Source organism: Nocardioides coralli (assembly GCF_019880385.1).
GTDB classification, from domain to species: domain Bacteria; phylum Actinomycetota; class Actinomycetes; order Propionibacteriales; family Nocardioidaceae; genus Nocardioides; species Nocardioides coralli.
In genome coordinates this window covers 299624-315328 of the sequence record NZ_CP082273.1, presented here as the reverse complement: position 1 = coordinate 315328, position 15705 = coordinate 299624, and the positions used below count along the sequence as shown (strand labels likewise).

Below are 15705 nucleotides of genomic sequence, written 5' to 3'. Positions count from 1 at the left end.
GCCGCGGCCTGGGGAGGACGCTCAGCGCGCGTTGCGCCGGAAGGCCAGCTCGAGGCCGCGCAGGGTCAGCCCGGGGAGGTGGTGCGTAAAGCAGCCGCACTCGTCGACGACGACCGGCGCGAGGTGCCCGGTGCTGATCACGCTCACCTCCTCGGTCGGGACGTCGAGCTCGCTGATCATCCGCGCCACGAGCCCCTCGACCTGGCTGGCGACCCCGAAGACGATGCCCGACTGGAGCGCCTCGACGGTGTTGCGGGCGACGACGGTGCGTGGCCGCTGCAGCTCCACCCGCCGCAGCTGCGCGCCGCGACTCCCCAGGGCCTCCAGCGAGAGCTCGATGCCCGGGGCGATGGCGCCGCCGACGTACTGCCCGCGGCTGTCGACCACGTCGACGATGGTGGCGGTCCCCCCGAAGTCGACGACGATCGCGGGGCCGCCCACGTCGGTGGCGGCCGCGAGCGCGTTGAGGATGCGGTCGGCGCCCACCTCGCGCGGGTTGTCGGTCCGGACGGGGATGCCGGTGCGCACGCCCGGCTCGACGATGACGTGCGACACCTCCCCGAAGTGGCGGGTGACCAGGTCGCGCCACTCGTGGAGGACGGCCGGCACCGTCGAGCACACGGCGATGCCGCAGATCCCGGCCAGGTGGTCACCCACCAGGCCGCGCAGCAGCACCAGCCACTCGTCGGCCGACCGGCGGGCGTCGGTGGCGACCCGCCACTCGTCGTGCACCCTGCCGTCGGTGACCAGGCCCAGCACCGTGTGGCTGTTGCCGATGTCGGCGGCGAGGACCGGTCCGGTCATGGCTCCACCAGGTCCAGCCCGAGGTCGAAGACCGTCACGGAGTGCGTGAGGGCACCGACGGAGATGAGGTCGACGCCGGTCTCGGCGACCTCGCGGGCCCGCTCGAGGGTGAGGCCGCCGGACGCCTCGAGCGTGGCGCGGCCGGCGGTGATCCGGACCGCCTCGGCCATCACCGCGCTGCTCATGTTGTCCAGCAGGATCCGGTCGCAGCCGGCGGCCAGCAGCTCCCGGAGCTGGTCGAGGTCGGTGACCTCCACCTCAACCGGGAGGTCGGGGTGGTGCTTGCGCACGGCTTCGTACGCCGGCACGACCCCACCCGCGGCGACCACGTGGTTGTCCTTGACCATCGCCATGTCGGCGAGCGAGAACCGGTGGTTGAGGCCACCGCCGCACCGCACCGCGTACTTCTGCAGCGCCCGCATCCCCGGCAACGTCTTGCGGGTGTCCAGGACGCGCGCGCCGGTCCCCTCGAGCGCCGCCACCCACCGCGCGGTCGCGGTGGCGATGCCGGACAGGTGGCTGGCGAAGTTGAGGGCGGTCCGCTCGGCCGTCAGCAGCCCGCGGGTGGGCCCAGCGGCGGTCATCACCCGGTCTCCGGCTGTGACTGCGGTGCCATCGGGGAGGCGCTCGACGGCCACGGCGTCACCCATCACGAGCCGGAGCGCGACCTCGGCGACCCCGAGACCCGCGACGACCCCGGACTCGCGGGCGTTGAGCTCGCCGACGGCCTGCGCGTCCTCGGGGACGGTGGCCTCGCTGGTGGTGTCGACGTCACCGTCGCCGGGCAGGTCCTCCTGCAGCGCGCGCAGCGCGTGGTCGACGACCTCGCTGACGTCGAGACCGGCCTCCTCGAGCTCGAGCGTCAGGCGGCGGGGCAGGCGGGTGTGGAACCTCATGCGGGGCCTCCGTCGGTCGCGGGGCTCGGGTGGAACGAGGGAACGAGCTCCCCGTCCCGCAGGACGACGTCGACGTGACCGGCCCAGCGGTCGTCGTCCCGCTCGGGGTGGTCCTCTCGCCAGTGGGAGCCGCGGGTCTCCTGCCGCAGCGCCGCGGCCTCCGTCAGCGCCCGGCTGACCGTCAGCAGGTTGCTGGTCTCCCAGGCGTCCGGACCGGGCTCGGTCGAGCGTTCGGAGGCGAGCGCCTCGAGGTCGGCGACCGCCGACTTCATGCCCTCCGCGGACCGCAGCACCCCGACCTCCGCGGTCATCGTCTGCTGGAGGGGCCGCCGCACCGTGCCCGGCACCAGGCCTGCCGGGCGCCGGTCGGGGGCGGGCTCCGTCCAGTCGCGCAGCTCGCCGGGAAGCACCTCCGCGATCCGTCGGCTGAAGACCAGGCCCTCGAGCAGCGAGTTGGAGGCGAGCCGGTTGGCGCCGTGGACACCGCTGCAGGCGACCTCTCCGGTGGCGTAGAGGCCGGGTACGCCGGCACGGCCCCACAGGTCGGTGGCGACCCCGCCGGAGGCGTAGTGCTGCGCCGGCGCGACCGGGATCGGCTCCGTCACGGGGTCGACGCCGTGCTCGCGCGCTGTCGCGAGGATGGTCGGGAAACGTCGTGCCCAGAAGTCGGCGCCGAGGTGGCGGGCGTCCAGCCACAGGTGCGGCTTGCCGGTCTGGTTCATGCGTCGCGTGATGGCCTTCGCGACGACGTCGCGGGGCGCGAGATCGGCGAGCGGGTGGACGCCCTCCATCACCCGCCGGCCCTGGTCGTCGACGAGGAAGGCTCCCTCGCCGCGGACCGCCTCGGAGATCAGTGGCTGCTGGCCACGGGAGTGCGCACCCAGCCACATCACGGTCGGGTGGAACTGCACGAACTCGAGGTCGCGCAGGGTGGCGCCGGCCCGGAGCGCTAGGGCCATCCCGTCACCGGTGGCCACCGCGGGGTTGGTGCTCTGCGAGAAGACCTGTCCGAGCCCGCCGCTGGCGAGCACCACGGCCCGGCAGCGGAGCTGCCCGACGCCGTCGACCTGCCCCTCCCCAAGGACGTGGACGGTGACACCGGCGACCGCGCCGTCGGCGTCGGTGAGCAGGTCGACCGCGAGCGCGTGCTGGATGACCTCGATCTCCGGTGCCTGCTCGACGGCCGCGATGAGGGCCCGCTGGATCTCCGCGCCGGTGGCGTCGCCGCCGGCGTGAGCGATCCGGTCCCGGTGGTGACCACCCTCGCGGGTCAGGGAGAGTGCGCCGTCGGTGTGGTCGAAGACCGCACCCCAGCTGATCAGCTCGTGGACCGCGGCCGGTCCCTCGGTGACGAGGACCCGCACGGCCTCTCGGTCACAGGCACCGGCACCGGCGACCAGGGTGTCGCGCTCGTGCTGCGCCGGTGTGTCACCGGGCCCGAGCGCGGCCGCGATGCCCCCCTGCGCCCATTGGGTGGAACCGGCGTCGAGCACGTCCTTGGTGACGACGAGGATCCGCCCCACCTGACCGTGGAGGCGCAGGGCGGCGGTGAGCCCGGCGATGCCGGAGCCGATGACGACGACGTCCGCCGTCTCCGTCCACCCCGGTTCGGGCGCGACGAGGCGGGCGGGGATCGCCGGTGTCATCGGGCGATCATGTCACCCCGGGTGAGCGCCGGGTCGTCGAAGGTCTCCGCGGGGTCGTGCCCCGTGGCCATGACCGCGTTGTCGGCGTCGACGAAGACCACGCGCGGCTGGAAGGACCGCGCCTCCTCGGTGTCCATCTGGCCGTAGCCGATGAGGATCACGACGTCCCCGGGGTGGACCAACCGGGCCGCCGCCCCGTTGATGCCCAGCACCCCCGAGCCGCGCTCGCCCGCGATCGTGTAGGTCTCCAGCCGCGCGCCGTTGGTGACGTCGACGATGTGGACCAGCTCCCCGGGCAGCAGGTCGGCGGCATCGAGGAGGTCCTCGTCCACCGTGACCGACCCGACGTAGTGGAGGTCGGCCTGGGTGACGGTGGCGCGGTGGATCTTGCTCTTCATCATGGTCCGCAGCATCAGTGGTCTCCTCCGAGGGTGAGGGCGAGGTTGTCGATCAGGCGGGTGGCGCCGACCCGCGCGGCCACGAGGACCCGGGCCGGCGTACCGGCGGGCGGGGCCGGCGGCAGCTCGGCCAGGCACGGGTCGGTGAGGGCGAGGTAGTCGACGGCGACGGCCGGGGTCCGCTGCAGCTCGGCGCGAGCCGCGGCGAGCACCGCGTACGGCCCCGACCGCCCCGCGGCGCGGGCCGCCTGCAGGGCACGACTGAGCGTCACGGCCTGCTGCCGCTGCTCGGGGTCGAGGTAGCGGTTGCGCGAGGAGAGGGCGAGCCCGTCAGCCTCCCGCACGGTCTCGGCGCCGACGATGCGGACGGCCAGGCAGAGGTCCCGGACCATCTGCCGCACCAGCACCAGCTGCTGGTAGTCCTTCTCGCCGAAGACCGCGACGTCGGGCCGCACCAGGCCGAGCAGCTTGGCGACGACGGTCAGCACCCCGCGGAAGTGGCCGGGTCGGGTGGCACCCTCCAGGACGTCGGCCAGCGGCCCCGGGTCCACGGTCACGCCGGCGACGGCGGAGGTGTCCGGGATCCCGCCGGGGTAGACCTCGTCCACCGCCGGGGCGAACACGGCGTCGACTCCCTCACGGGCACACACCTCGAGGTCCTCGGGGAGGGTGCGCGGGTAGCGGTCGAGGTCCTCACCGGGACCGAACTGGAGCGGGTTGACGAACACGGAGGCGACCACGCGGCCGTCCGCGCCCACCTCCGTGCGAGCCCTCCCCAGCAGCGCGGCGTGGCCGGCGTGGAGGGCGCCCATGGTCGGGACCAGAGCGATCGCCCGTCCCGCGCGGCGGTCGCGGTCGAGCAGGGCAGCGAGCTCGGCGCGGGTGCTCGCGAGCTCGGGGCGGCTCATCGGCCGGCCGGGTCGCCGGCCGCGGTCGGCGACTCCGCTGCATCGAGCACACGGCGGATCTTGGCGGCCCGGATCGGCAGCAGCCGACCGTCGGTGACGACGCGGTCGAGCGTCGCCCGGGCCATGGCGACGTAGGACGGCAGGGTGTCGGGGGCGGTCGCCGCGACCTCGGCCAGGTGGTCGCGCACGGTCTCGACGTCGCCGCGCACGATCGGCCCGGTGAGGGCCGCGTCGCCCTGCGCGAGCGCGTTGTCGAGAGCGGCCTCCAGCAACGGGCGCAGGGTGTCGGCGGGCTGGTCGACCCCGGAGGCGGCCAGCAGCTCCATGGCCTCCGAGACCAGGGTGACGAGGTGGTTGGCGCCGTGGGCGAGCCCGGCGTGGTAGACCGCCCGCAGCTCCTCGGGCACCCACACCGCCCGGCCGCCGAGCTCGGTCACGAGCTGCTCGGCCAGCGCCTTCTCGCCGGGCCCGGCGGTGACGCCGTAGACGCACCCGGGGAGCCGCGGCAGGTCGATGTCGGTGCCGGTGAAGGTCATGGCGGGGTGGACCGCGAGCGGTCGCGCGCCCACGGCCGCGGCGGGCGCGAGCACGCCGAGCCCGTGCCGGCCCGAGGTGTGCACGACGTACTGGCCCTCGCGGATGGCGCCGCTCGCGGCCAGCACCGAGACGACGTTGGGCAGCATGTCGTCGGGGACCGTGAGGAGCAGCAGGTCGCAGGCGCGCGCGACGGCCGACGGCTTGTCGACGGGGGTTCCGGGGAGGAGGCTGCTGATCCGGCCGCGGGAGGCGTCGGACTCACCGGCAGCCGCGACGATGTCGTGGCCTGAGGACCGGAGGGCGGCGCCCAGCACGGCGCCGACGCGTCCGGCGCCGATGACGCCGATCCGCAGCGGCCCTCGCGCGGGCGCGTTGCTGCTGCTGGGCATGTTGCGAACCTCTCGTTGCAGTCCCTCCGACATCCGCGGGGGCGGACCGGGCCGGGTACCAGACGATTGCTCTGCACTCAGTGCAACACGAGGCTACGCGCCAGCCTTCCCGGGCGGAACCGGGCCCGGCGTCGGGTGGGTCACACCGCACGCGCCCGGGTGCACCGGGCCGTGCTCTGCGAGGATGCCGCCATGGAGCCGCACCAGCGTCGGGGCGTGGTCGCCCTGCTCGCCGGAGGCACCGGGACCCGCATGGCCAGCGAGACCCCGAAGCAGCTGCTCGAGGTCGGGGGCCGGACCCTCCTCGAGCACGCCCTGCACACCTTTCACGCCCACCCACGGGTCCACGAGATCGTGCTGGTGATGGCGGCCGACCACCTCGACGCAGCGCGGGCGTTGGTCGACCGGGGTGGGTACGCCGACAAGGTGACGGCGGTCGTGCCCGGCGGCGCGTCCCGCTCGGACAGCACCCGCGCGGCCCTCGCGGAGCTCGGCGACGCCGAGGTCGACCTGCTGGTCCACGACGCCGCCCGCCCGCTCGTGACGGAGCGGATCGTCGACGACTGCTTCGCAGCACTGGCCACCCACGCCGCGGTCAGCGTGGCCGTCACCTCGCCCGACACGATCGTCGAGGTGGACGCCCACGACCGGGTGCTCGCGACCCCTCCCCGCGAGTCGCTGCGCCGGGTGCAGACCCCGCAGGCGTTCCGGTCGGAGGTGCTGCGCCTCGCCCACGACAGGGCGGCGGCCGACCCCGGCTTCACCGCCACCGACGACTGCAGCGTGGTGGGCACCTACTGCCCGGACGTCCCCGTCGTCGTCGTGGCCGGCGACGAGCGCAACCTCAAGGTCACCACGCCACTCGACCTCGTCGTCGTCGAGGCGCTGCTGGCCACCGGAGAGGGTCGCCGTGGCTGAGCAGCCGCTGCTGAGCGTGGTCGTGCCGGCGTACGACGTCGAGGACTGGCTCGAGGACTCGCTGACCAGCGTGCTCGACCAGTCGTGGTCCCACCTCGAGGTGGTCGTGGTCGACGACGGCGCGACCGACCGGACCGGTGAGATCGCCGACGAGGTCGCCGCCCGCGACCCGCGGGTCCGGGTGGTCCACCAGGCCAACGCCGGCCTCGGCGCCGCCCGCAACGTGGGTGTCACCCATGCCACCGGTGAGCTGCTGGCCTTCGCGGACAGCGACGACCTGGTCGTGCCGGGCGCCTACGAGCGGTTGGTCGGGAGCCTCGTCGAGAGCGGCTCCGACCTCGCCATCGGCGCGGTCGAGCGGCTGCGTGGCGACGAGACGTTCATGACGCCGCTGATGCGGGAGAACCACCGCGAGCCGCGCCGTTCGGTCGTCATCGAGGACGCTCCCCTGCTGCTCGCCGACGTCTTCGCCTGGAACAAGGTCTTCCGCCGCTCCTTCTGGGACGCCCACGGGCTGGCCTTCCCGGAACGGGTGCGCTACGAGGACCAGCCGGCGATCACCCGTGCGCTCGTGCAGGGACGCATCGACTCGCTGCCGGAGCCGGTCTACCGGTGGCGGGTGCGCGACGACGGCACCTCGATCAGCCAGCAGCGCGGCGACGTGCGCGACCTGGCCGACCGGCTGGAGACCAAGCGCTGGTCCCTCGCGACGGTCCGCGAGCACTGCTCCCCCGCGACGCAGGAGGTGTTCCTCCGGCGGGTGCTGCCGATCGACATGTGGGAGTACTTCCGGGCCGCCCCCGACGCCGGCGACGACTACTGGGCGCTGCTCCGCGACGGCGTCCGTGAGCTGTGGAACGCCGACAGCGTCCCCTTCGAGGCCACGACCCTGCCGCTGCGGCAGCGGATCATGGGCTGGCTGGTCGGCCAGGACCGACGCGAGGCGCTGGCGGAGTTCCTCACCTGGCTCGACGACAGACCGCCGGGGCCCCTGCCCACGCGGCTCGTCGACGGTCGCACCGTCGCCGAGCACCCGTACGTCGACCGGCCGGACCTGCCGCCCGAGCTGCAGGTCCCCTGAGCCGGCCCCGTCACTCCTCCAGCAGGCCCTCCTCGACCAGGAAGTCGCGCGCCACGTCGGCCGGCTGCTCGCGGTCCACCGCGACCCGCCCGTTGAGCTCGGTCAGCTTCTCGGTCGTCAGCGCCGCCATCAGCGGCTCGAGGATCGTGGGCAGGTCGGTGTTGGTGTCGAGGAACTCGGTGCTCACCGCCGGCACGAGGTTCTGGGCCGGCTGGATGTCCTGGTCGTCCTCGAGCAGCACGAGGCCCTGGCTCTCCAGGGTGCCGTCGGTGGTCGCGGTCAGGCCGAGCTGGGACTCGCCGTCGATGACGGACTGGTAGGTCTGCTGGCTGGCGAACCCCAGCGGCAGGATCTTCTCCACGTCGATCCCGTAGACGTCCTCCAGCCCGCCGGCGCAGTCGGGTCGACCCTCGCAGTCCGGGGCCGCCGCCAGCGTCACCGTCATCCCCTCGAGGTCGGAGAGGGTGGAGAGGTCGTTCTCCTCGGCGTACTCCTGCGTCACGAAGAACGCGTTGGTGTCGGTGGCCTCCGACGGCTCGAGCAGCGCGATGCCCTGCTCCTCCAGCAGCGGCTGGGCGTTCTCGATGGTCTCCTCGGCGTCGGGGGTCGTGAGCGACTCCTCGCCGTCACGGTTGAGGTAGTCGACCAGACCGCCGACGTACTCGGGGACGAGGTCGATGTCGCCGGGGAACTGCTGCATGTAGACGTCACGGGTGTCGACGAGGTTGACCGACGGCGAGTAGCCGGCGTCCTCGAGCAGGGCGACGTACATCTCGGTCACCAGCGCCGCCTCGGGGAAGCTCTGCCCCGAGATCGACACCGGGCCACCGGCGGTCGCGCCGGTGTCCTCCTCGGCGGCGGGGTCGTCGGCGAGCTCGTCGCCGGCGCAACCCGTGAGCAGGATCAGGCCGGCGGATGCCACCGCAGCCAGGGAGCGTCTGAACATGTCGTTCCACCTTCTGTGTCCCGCGGCAGGGTGCCGCGCGTGTCCGGTCGTGCTGCAGGGCGAGGAGTTCGCGCCGCGCTCCCCATCCTCACGTGCCGGACAAGGATTCGCGAACGGTGTCCGCCTGCTGGGGCTCGCGCGGGACGGGGGCGAGGGCCCGCTGGACCGCCGCAGCACCCAGCTCGAGCACGAGCGCGACCAGGGCGACGACCACGGCGGCGGCGATGCCCTTGGAGTAGTTGGAGCGGTAGAAACCCTCGGTGATGATGCGCCCCAGCCCGGGTCCGGCGACCAGGGCGGCGATGGTGGCGGTGGCCCACACCTGCACCAGAGCCAGCCGTACGCCGGAGGCAATGAGCGGCAGCCCGAGCGGCAGCTCGACCCGGAAGAACTGCTGCCAGCGGGTCATGCCCATCCCCTGCGCGGACTCCTTCACCTCGTCGGGGACCTCGCGGATGGCGGTGTAGCCCTGCGTGATGATCGGCGGGAGCGCGAACAGCATCAGCGCCAGCAGCGTCGCCAGGCCGGCGCGGCCGTAGGGCCCGAACTCCTGCGGGCCCGGCCAGGGCGCCGTGACCAGGAGCGCCAGCAGGGCGAAGGTGGGGATCGCGCGCCCGACACCGGAGATGTTGATCGCGAGGAAGCCCCCCCGCCCGCGGTGCCCGAGGTAGAGCGCCACGGGAAGCCCCACGAGCACGGCGAGCACCAGCGCGCTGCCGGTGAGCAGCAGCTGCTCGACGGTGCGGGCCCACAGCCCGCCGGGGCCCTGCCAGCTCGCGGCGTCGGTGAGGTAGCGCCAGGTGTCGGCGAGGACGGTCATGCCCGCACCCCCCGGGTCCAGGGGGTCATGGCGCGTTGGGCCAGGACCAGCAGGGCGTCGAGCAGCACCGCCAGCACCACGCACAGGACGGCAGCGGCCAGCAGCTCGGCCCGGAAGTTCGTCTCCACGCCGTCACGGATCAGGTCGCCCAGACCCCCGAAGGACACCAGCGTGCCGATGGTGGTCAGTGCCACGGTGGAGACCGTGGCCACCCGCAGCCCCGCCATGATCACGGGCAGTGCGAGGGGGAGCTCGATGCGCCACAGCAGCTTGCCCGCGCCGTACCCCAGGCCGAGGGCCGACTCGCGCACGTCCGCCGGCACCGCCTTGAGTCCCTCCAGCATGCTGCGGACCAGGATGGTCAGGGCGTAGAGGCCCAGGCCGAGGACCACCGTGCTCGGGCTCAGGCCCGTGAACGGGACCAGCAGCGGGAAGAGGGCCAGCGAGGGGATGGTGTAGAGGCCGGTGCTGAGGCCGAGGACGCCGCCCTCCAGACGCGGGTAGCGCCGCGCGAGCAGCGCCATGGGGAAGGCGATCACCACCGCGAAGACGAGTGCCGAGACGGTGATCAGGACGTGCTCGACCGTGGCGTCGACGAGCTCGCCGCGACGGTCGACGAGGTAGGCCCCGCAGATCCACTCGTTGGTCAGGCGGCTGTAGCACGAGGGCTCGGCCGCGGCCGCGAGTAGGGTCACACGCATGGACGTTACCGGCAGCGGGTCCGACGACACGGCGATGATCCGCCTGACGGGGGTCGGCAAGACCTACGGCGACGGCACGGCAGCGGTCCAGGAGCTCGACCTCGTCGTACCCGCAGGAGAGCTGCTGGTCCTGGTGGGGCCATCGGGCTGCGGGAAGTCCACGACCCTGAAGATGATCAACCGGTTGATCGAGCCGACCAGCGGCACCATCGAGATCGACGGCCGCGACGTCACCCACGCCGACCCGGTCGAGCTGCGTCGCGGCATCGGCTACGTGATCCAGCAGGTGGGGCTCTTCCCGCACCAGACCATCGAGACCAACGTCATGACGGTGCCCCTGCTCTACGGCGAGTCCAAGCAGACCGCGCGCGAGCGCGCCCACGAGCTGATGACGCTGGTGGGCCTCGAGCCGGAGACGTACGCCGCCCGCTATCCCCACCAGCTCTCGGGTGGCCAGCGGCAGCGCGTGGGCGTGGCCCGTGCGCTGGCCGCCGACCCGCCCGTGCTGCTGATGGACGAGCCCTTCGGCGCCGTCGACCCGGTGGTGCGGGTGCGCCTGCAGGACGAGTTCCTGCGGCTGCAGCGGGAGCTCGGCAAGACGGTCGTGCTGGTGACCCACGACATCGACGAGGCGGTGAAGATGGGCGACCGGGTCGCGGTCTTCGAGCCCGGCGGTCGGCTGGCCCAGGTCGCGACACCCGCAGAGCTGCTGGCCCGGCCGGCCGACGACTACGTCGCCGACTTCGTGGGCTCGACGACCGGGCTGCGGCGGCTGGCGGTCACGCCCATCGACCGCGACCAGCTCGAGTCCCTCGACGGCGTGAGCACGGGCGACCTCGCCGCCGCGGTCGAGGTGGGGGCGACGCTGGAGGAGGCGCTGGCCGCCATGCTCCGCGACGACCGTGCGGTGGTGGGGGTCAAGGACGGCGCCACCTTCCTCGGCGTGCTCACCCCCGGCGGGGTGCACCGGGCGCTGCGCGCGTCCCTGACCGACTGACCTGCCCTGCTGCCCTGCCGGACGGTCAGCGGACCGGGACGTCCCGGTGCCAGGACTCCGTGACGTACTTGGTGCGCCAGCCCATGGCCTCGTAGAGCCCGCGGGCGCCCGTGGGTGAGTCGGCGTCAACCTCGAGCCCGACGCGGTCACGGTCGCGCGAGGCGGCGTCGGCGATGATCGTGTTGAGCAGGGCCTTGGCCACCCCCTGGCCGCGGGCGTCGTCGAGGACACCGATGTAGCCGACGTAGGAGCCCGCGGGTCCGTTGGCGGACTCCGACACCGTGCCGACCAGCGCCCCCACCGGGATCGGACCGATCTCGAGGTCGGGATTGGCGAGCTCCGCGATCCACCAGTGGTCCCAGTCGTGGCCGGGCTCCTCCAGCAGCCGGTGGACGAACTCCCCGAAGGTCTCCTCCCAGGAGTTGAAGTGGTCGCGGAAGGCCTGCTCGAGCACCTGGTGGACGGCGTGGAGGTCGACCGAGTCCGGGAGCCCGTCGGGACGGCGGCGGACGAGCCGGATCGTGACGGCGTCCTTCTGCCACTCCGCCGGGTCGGGGACGAGGTCGCTCTCGTCCTCGGTCACCGGTCGGGTCATCTGCAGCCAGGTGCGGACCTTGCGGTAGCCCCAGGACTCCAGCCAGCGGTGCTGGCGCTCGTCGTCGGCGAAGGCGCCGGTGTCGATCTGCTGCACCTCGAGGCCCCGGGCCAGCCCGACGGCGCGGGCCTGCTCGTCGGCCCACTCGAAGAGCAGCCGGGCGCACGAGCTCGCGACGTCGTCAGGGAGGCCGCGCTCGACGACATGGGCGTAGAGCATCCGGCCCTCGGCCCGGTCGTGGACGCTGCCCCAGGCCCGGATCTCGCCCCGCGGGTCGCGGAGCACGACGTTCTCGCGCATCCGCAGCCCGCGCTCGGAGACCTCCACCAGCACGTCGTCGACCGATGCGCCTGCCCAGCCCCGGCCGGCGCGCTCGTGCTCACGCAGGAGCTGGGTCAGCCGGGCGACCGTGAACCGGTCGGAGGGATCGGGGGCCTCGACCTTCCAGCCGTCGACGAGGTGCTCGGAGTCCGCGAGGATCCCGTCGGGGTCGCTGTGGAAACGGTTGTCCTCAGGGATCACGTCGGATCATTCTTCCATCCCCCGGACACGAGCGCGGCGTGTGCCCCATGGTGCGCTGGAGCGCACGGTGGGGCACACGCCGCGTCAGGGGGTGTGTGTCAGGCCCGGAGGCGGTGGGGCTCGCTCTGCCAGGCCAGCAGCTCGGCCCGGGCGACGTCGAGCTCGGACTGCAGCTCGGCGACCCGGAGCTGGGCCTCCGCCGCCCGCTCCTCGGCCTCCTCCAGGCGGGCGCCGACCTCGCGACCCTCCTGCTCGGCGGCCTCGGCACGGCGCGCCTCGGCGTTGTACTTGCGGGTCGCGTCGGCGGCGCGTCGCTGGGCGGCCGACAGCGCGGTCTCCAGCTCGGCGAGGGCGTGGTCCTGCTGCCGGGCGCGGGCCTGCATCGTGTCGACGAAGCGCGCGTGCTCGTCGGTGCGCTGGTCGGTCAGCTCGCGGTAGTGCTGGGCCTGCTCGGCCCGGTCACGCGCGGCGTCGCGGCGGGTCTGCATGAGCTCGGAGTGGGTGATCCGGGTGGACGCGGCGCCGAGCACCACGGCTGACACGGCAGCGAAGGCCTGGAACCAGGCCACGTTGTCGAGGAACGCGACGGTCACGAGGGCCGCGGCGAGCGTGAGCAGGAGAACGGCGACGGTCAGGCGGGTGCTGCGCTGTCGCCGGCGAGCAGTCGGGGAAGACATGCGCCGAGGTTACGGCTCCTCGTCGTCGGAACGGACGCGACACGCTCGTTCCAGAAGCAAAGCCGCGACGACGATCGCAACGCCCGCCAGTGCGGCGACGGCGGAGCGGACCAGCCGTTGGTCGCCGAGCTCGGCCCGCACGCCCAGCCAGCTCACGGCGTACCCGGCGTAGCCGCCGGCCACCAGGCCACCGACGACGACGCACGCCCGGGCCAGCACCAGCCGGTTCACGGCCCGGTAGGGCTCGAGGTAGTCGTGGCGCACGTGGAGGGTGCGGTGGGTCAGCCAGGCGGTGCCACCCAGCACCGCAGCGACGAAGAAGAGGGCGAGCGGCTGCAGCCACGTCACCAGCGGCGCGGTGCCGACGCGGTCGGCCACGGGGTGGAGCAGCCAGCCCAGGACCAGCCCCGCCATGACGGAACCACCGATCGCGGCCGGGCCGGTCGGTCGGAGGTGCCCGTCGGGAGGCTGGCGTCCCGACGGACCCGGAGTCACTGGAGCTCGAGCGTCAGGTCGTCCCGACGCTTGATCCCCGAGGTGTCGAGGTCGGCGAGCAGGTCGCTCACCGGGCCGGCGTCCGGGAGCACCGCGTCGGGCTCGACGTCGAGCCAGGGCTGCAGGACGAAGGGGCGCTGCTTCGCCCGCGGGTGCGGGAGCCGCAGGCCGTCCTCGTCGGAGCGCCGGTCGCCCACGACGATCAGGTCGACGTCGAGGGTGCGGGGGGCGTTGGGGACCTCGCTGTGCTCGCGGTCGTAGGCGTCCTCGACCGCGAGGGCGCGGTCCATGAGCCGGTGGGCCGCCAACGTGGTGTCGGCGAGCACCACGGCGTTCAGGAAGTTGTCAGCCTCCTGCGGGCTGTCGACCGGTTCGGTCTCGTAGACCGGCGAGACGGCCGTGACCCAGACGTCGGGAGTGTCGGCGATCGTGTTGACGGCGCCCTGCAGCGCGGCCATCCGGTCACCGAGATTGGAACCCAGCGCCAGCACCACCCTGCGGATCGGCCGCATCTCCCCGGTGAGGGTGTCGGCATCGATGATGTGCGGGTTGGGCGTCTCGCTCATTCAGTCCCTCGCGTCTCTCCGGATCGTCAATGCCACATCGGCGAACGTCGCCGCGATCGGGGCCTGCGGCTTGTGCACCGTGACCCGCGCCCATTCAACACGACCCGCTGAGAGGCAGGTACGGGCCACCCGTTCAGCCAGGGTCTCGATCAGGTCGACGGGGTCGGACTCCACCGCGGCCTTCACCTTCTCCACGAGGCTTCCGTAGTCCACGGTGTCGCGCAAGTCGTCGCTCCGCGCCGCCGGAGCGGTGTCGAGACCGAGGGTGAGGTCGATCACGAAGACCTGGCCGTCGCGCCGCTCGTGCTCGAAGACGCCGTGGTGGGCGAAGCACTCGATGCCCGCGATCGTCAGCTCGTCGCTCACCGCTCCTCCTGCTGCACGCGGTCGAGGACGCGCAACGCGTCGCGGCTCGACCGGACGTCGTGGACCCGGATCCCCCAGACCCCCCGCTGGGCCAGCACCAGGGTCAGGGCCGTGCTCGCAGCCTCACGGTCGGTGACCGGACGCGGGGTGCCCGCAGCGTCGGCCAGCAGCGAACCCAGGAAGGACTTCCGGCTCCCGCCGACCAGCAGCGGACGACCGAGCTCGGCGAGCCGGTCCAGGCCGGCGACGAGGGCCCAGTTGTGCTCGGCGGTCTTCGCGAAGCCCAGCCCGGGGTCGAGCACGACCCGGTCGTCGGGGATGCCGGCGGCCCGGATCGCCTCGAGCCGATCCCCCAGCTCACGGCAGACCGCCGCCACGACGCCTCCCGGCTGGTCGTAGGACGCCGCCTGCTGCATGCGGTCGGCGTGGCCGCGCCAGTGCATGGCGACGTAGGTGGCGTCGGAGTCCGCGACGACGTCCAGGATGTCCGGGTCGGCGAGCCCCCCGGACACGTCGTTGACGAGGGCGGCCCCGGCGTCCAGGGCGGCTCGGGCGACGGCCGCGCGCATCGTGTCGACGGAGACCACGGCTCCCTCGGCGGCGAGCCGGGTGATGACCGGTACGACGCGGGACAGCTCCTCCTCGAGCAGCGGCCGGGTCGCGCCGGGCCGCGTCGACTCACCCCCCACGTCGAGGATGTCGGCGCCGTCGGCCAGCAGCCGGCGGCCGTGCACCACGGCGGCGTCGGTGTCGGCGTACCGGCCGCCGTCGGAGAAGGAGTCGGGGGTGACGTTGACGACCCCCATCAGCCGCGGCGTCATCGACGTCACGGCCTGCGGTGGATGAGTGCCATCGCCTCGGCGCGGGTGGCCGCGTTGTGCATCTGCCCGCGCACGGCGGAGGTGATGGTGCGGGCCCCGGCCTTGCGGACCCCGCGCATCGTCATGCAGAGGTGCTCCGCCTCGATGACGACGATCACCCCGCGGGCGTCCAGCAGCTTCATGAGCGCGTCGGCGACCTGCGTGGTGAGCCGCTCCTGCACCTGCGGCCGCTTCGCGTAGAGGTCGACCAGGCGGGCGAGCTTGGAGAGCCCGGTGATCTTGCCGGAGTCGGCGGGGATGTAGCCGACGTGGGCGACGCCCGTGAACGGCACCAGGTGGTGCTCACACATCGACCACAGCTCGATGTCGCGCACGAGCACCATCTCGTCGTGACCGAGGTCGAACGTGGTCGTCAGCACGTCCTCGGGTCGCTGGCGCAGGCCCGAGGTCAGCTCCTCGTAGGCCCGGGCGACGCGGGCCGGGGTCTCGCGCAGCCCTTCCCGGTCGGGGTCCTCCCCGATGGCGGTCAGCAGCTCGCGAACCGCGGCCTCGGCCCGCGCGAGGTCGAACGGGGGGACGTCGTCGGGATCGACCAGCGGCTGGGCGATGGGATCCACCATGC

18 protein-coding genes and 1 pseudogene are annotated in these 15705 nt (G+C 73.4%); 3 read left to right on the top strand and 16 right to left on the bottom strand.

What is annotated here, in order from left to right; genetic code table 11:
- Positions 1–21: 21 nt before the first annotated feature.
- Genes K6T13_RS01565 through K6T13_RS01540 form a run of 6 tightly spaced genes read right to left on the bottom strand, consistent with a single transcriptional unit; the run spans position 22 to position 5578 of the window.
- Positions 22–804, bottom strand: coding sequence for a type III pantothenate kinase (locus K6T13_RS01565; RefSeq protein ID WP_222896443.1), 783 nt, complete (start codon positions 802–804; stop codon positions 22–24).
- The gene (nadC, locus tag K6T13_RS01560) at positions 801–1700 is read right to left on the bottom strand and encodes a carboxylating nicotinate-nucleotide diphosphorylase (RefSeq protein ID WP_222896442.1); all 900 of its coding nucleotides are present in this window, start codon (positions 1698–1700) and stop codon (positions 801–803) included. The genes K6T13_RS01565 and nadC overlap by 4 nt, the downstream gene beginning before the upstream one ends.
- On the bottom strand, positions 1697–3346 hold the full coding sequence (locus K6T13_RS01555; RefSeq protein WP_222896441.1) for an L-aspartate oxidase: 1650 nt from the start codon (positions 3344–3346) through the stop codon (positions 1697–1699). Before K6T13_RS01555 ends, nadC begins: the two co-directional genes overlap by 4 nt.
- Entirely contained in the window at positions 3343–3759 is a 417-nt protein-coding gene (gene panD, locus K6T13_RS01550) for an aspartate 1-decarboxylase (RefSeq protein WP_222896440.1), read from the bottom strand. The genes K6T13_RS01555 and panD overlap by 4 nt, the downstream gene beginning before the upstream one ends.
- A complete protein-coding gene (gene panC, locus K6T13_RS01545; protein WP_222896439.1) occupies positions 3759–4652 on the bottom strand; it encodes a pantoate--beta-alanine ligase in 894 nt (297 codons plus the stop codon). The genes panD and panC overlap by 1 nt, the downstream gene beginning before the upstream one ends.
- A complete protein-coding gene (locus K6T13_RS01540; protein WP_222896438.1) occupies positions 4649–5578 on the bottom strand; it encodes a Rossmann-like and DUF2520 domain-containing protein in 930 nt (309 codons plus the stop codon). The genes panC and K6T13_RS01540 overlap by 4 nt, the downstream gene beginning before the upstream one ends.
- Before the next feature lie 192 nt (positions 5579–5770).
- On the opposite strand from K6T13_RS01540, the gene ispD reads away from it, so the two are divergent.
- Both ispD and K6T13_RS01530 read left to right on the top strand, forming a co-directional pair.
- Entirely contained in the window at positions 5771–6496 is a 726-nt protein-coding gene (ispD, locus tag K6T13_RS01535) for a 2-C-methyl-D-erythritol 4-phosphate cytidylyltransferase (RefSeq protein WP_222896437.1), read from the top strand.
- On the top strand, positions 6489–7577 hold the full coding sequence (locus K6T13_RS01530; protein ID WP_222896436.1) for a glycosyltransferase family 2 protein: 1089 nt from the start codon (positions 6489–6491) through the stop codon (positions 7575–7577). The genes ispD and K6T13_RS01530 overlap by 8 nt, the downstream gene beginning before the upstream one ends.
- Before the next feature lie 10 nt (positions 7578–7587).
- Here K6T13_RS01530 and K6T13_RS01525 read toward each other — a convergent pair whose 3' ends face one another.
- From K6T13_RS01525 to K6T13_RS01515, 3 genes are all read right to left on the bottom strand, one after another.
- The gene (locus K6T13_RS01525; RefSeq protein WP_222896435.1) at positions 7588–8523 is read right to left on the bottom strand and encodes an ABC transporter substrate-binding protein; all 936 of its coding nucleotides are present in this window, start codon (positions 8521–8523) and stop codon (positions 7588–7590) included.
- A gap of 88 nt (positions 8524–8611) precedes the next feature.
- Complete coding sequence (locus tag K6T13_RS01520) at positions 8612–9343, bottom strand: ABC transporter permease (RefSeq protein WP_222896434.1); 732 nt, start codon at positions 9341–9343, stop codon at positions 8612–8614.
- Positions 9340–10044: an ABC transporter permease gene (locus K6T13_RS01515; protein ID WP_249423885.1), complete on the bottom strand. Its 705-nt coding sequence runs from the start codon at positions 10042–10044 to the stop codon at positions 9340–9342. Before K6T13_RS01515 ends, K6T13_RS01520 begins: the two co-directional genes overlap by 4 nt.
- On the opposite strand from K6T13_RS01515, the gene K6T13_RS01510 reads away from it, so the two are divergent.
- A complete protein-coding gene (locus tag K6T13_RS01510) occupies positions 10043–11041 on the top strand; it encodes an ABC transporter ATP-binding protein (protein WP_283247939.1) in 999 nt (332 codons plus the stop codon). The two genes, K6T13_RS01515 and K6T13_RS01510, sit on opposite strands and share 2 nt — an antisense overlap.
- 25 nt (positions 11042–11066) lie before the next feature.
- Here the strand turns inward: K6T13_RS01510 and K6T13_RS01505 are convergent, their stop codons facing one another.
- The 7 genes and pseudogenes from K6T13_RS01505 to folE form a co-directional block, all read right to left on the bottom strand.
- Positions 11067–12158, bottom strand: coding sequence for a GNAT family N-acetyltransferase (locus K6T13_RS01505; RefSeq protein ID WP_222896433.1), 1092 nt, complete (start codon positions 12156–12158; stop codon positions 11067–11069).
- Positions 12159–12256: 98 nt separating this feature from the next.
- Positions 12257–12835 carry a tropomyosin gene (locus K6T13_RS01500; RefSeq protein ID WP_222896432.1) on the bottom strand — a complete coding sequence of 193 codons (579 nt, stop codon included), beginning with the start codon at positions 12833–12835 and terminating at the stop codon, positions 12257–12259.
- Positions 12836–12844: 9 nt separating this feature from the next.
- A complete protein-coding gene (locus K6T13_RS01495) occupies positions 12845–13249 on the bottom strand; it encodes a DUF3180 domain-containing protein (protein WP_222896431.1) in 405 nt (134 codons plus the stop codon).
- A gap of 77 nt (positions 13250–13326) precedes the next feature.
- Positions 13327–13896: a 2-amino-4-hydroxy-6-hydroxymethyldihydropteridine diphosphokinase gene (gene folK, locus K6T13_RS01490; RefSeq protein WP_222896430.1), complete on the bottom strand. Its 570-nt coding sequence runs from the start codon at positions 13894–13896 to the stop codon at positions 13327–13329.
- Positions 13897–14262 (bottom strand): dihydroneopterin aldolase, encoded by a 366-nt coding sequence (gene folB / locus K6T13_RS01485; RefSeq protein WP_222896429.1) that lies wholly within the window; start codon positions 14260–14262, stop codon positions 13897–13899. It lies immediately after the preceding gene.
- Positions 14259–15083 (bottom strand): dihydropteroate synthase, encoded by an 825-nt coding sequence (gene folP / locus K6T13_RS01480; protein ID WP_222896428.1) that lies wholly within the window; start codon positions 15081–15083, stop codon positions 14259–14261. The genes folB and folP overlap by 4 nt, the downstream gene beginning before the upstream one ends.
- Positions 15084–15090: 7 nt before the next feature.
- Positions 15091–15703, bottom strand: a pseudogene (folE, locus tag K6T13_RS01475) (GTP cyclohydrolase I FolE); the annotation flags it as partial.
- Between the last annotated feature and the right edge of the window lie 2 nt (positions 15704–15705).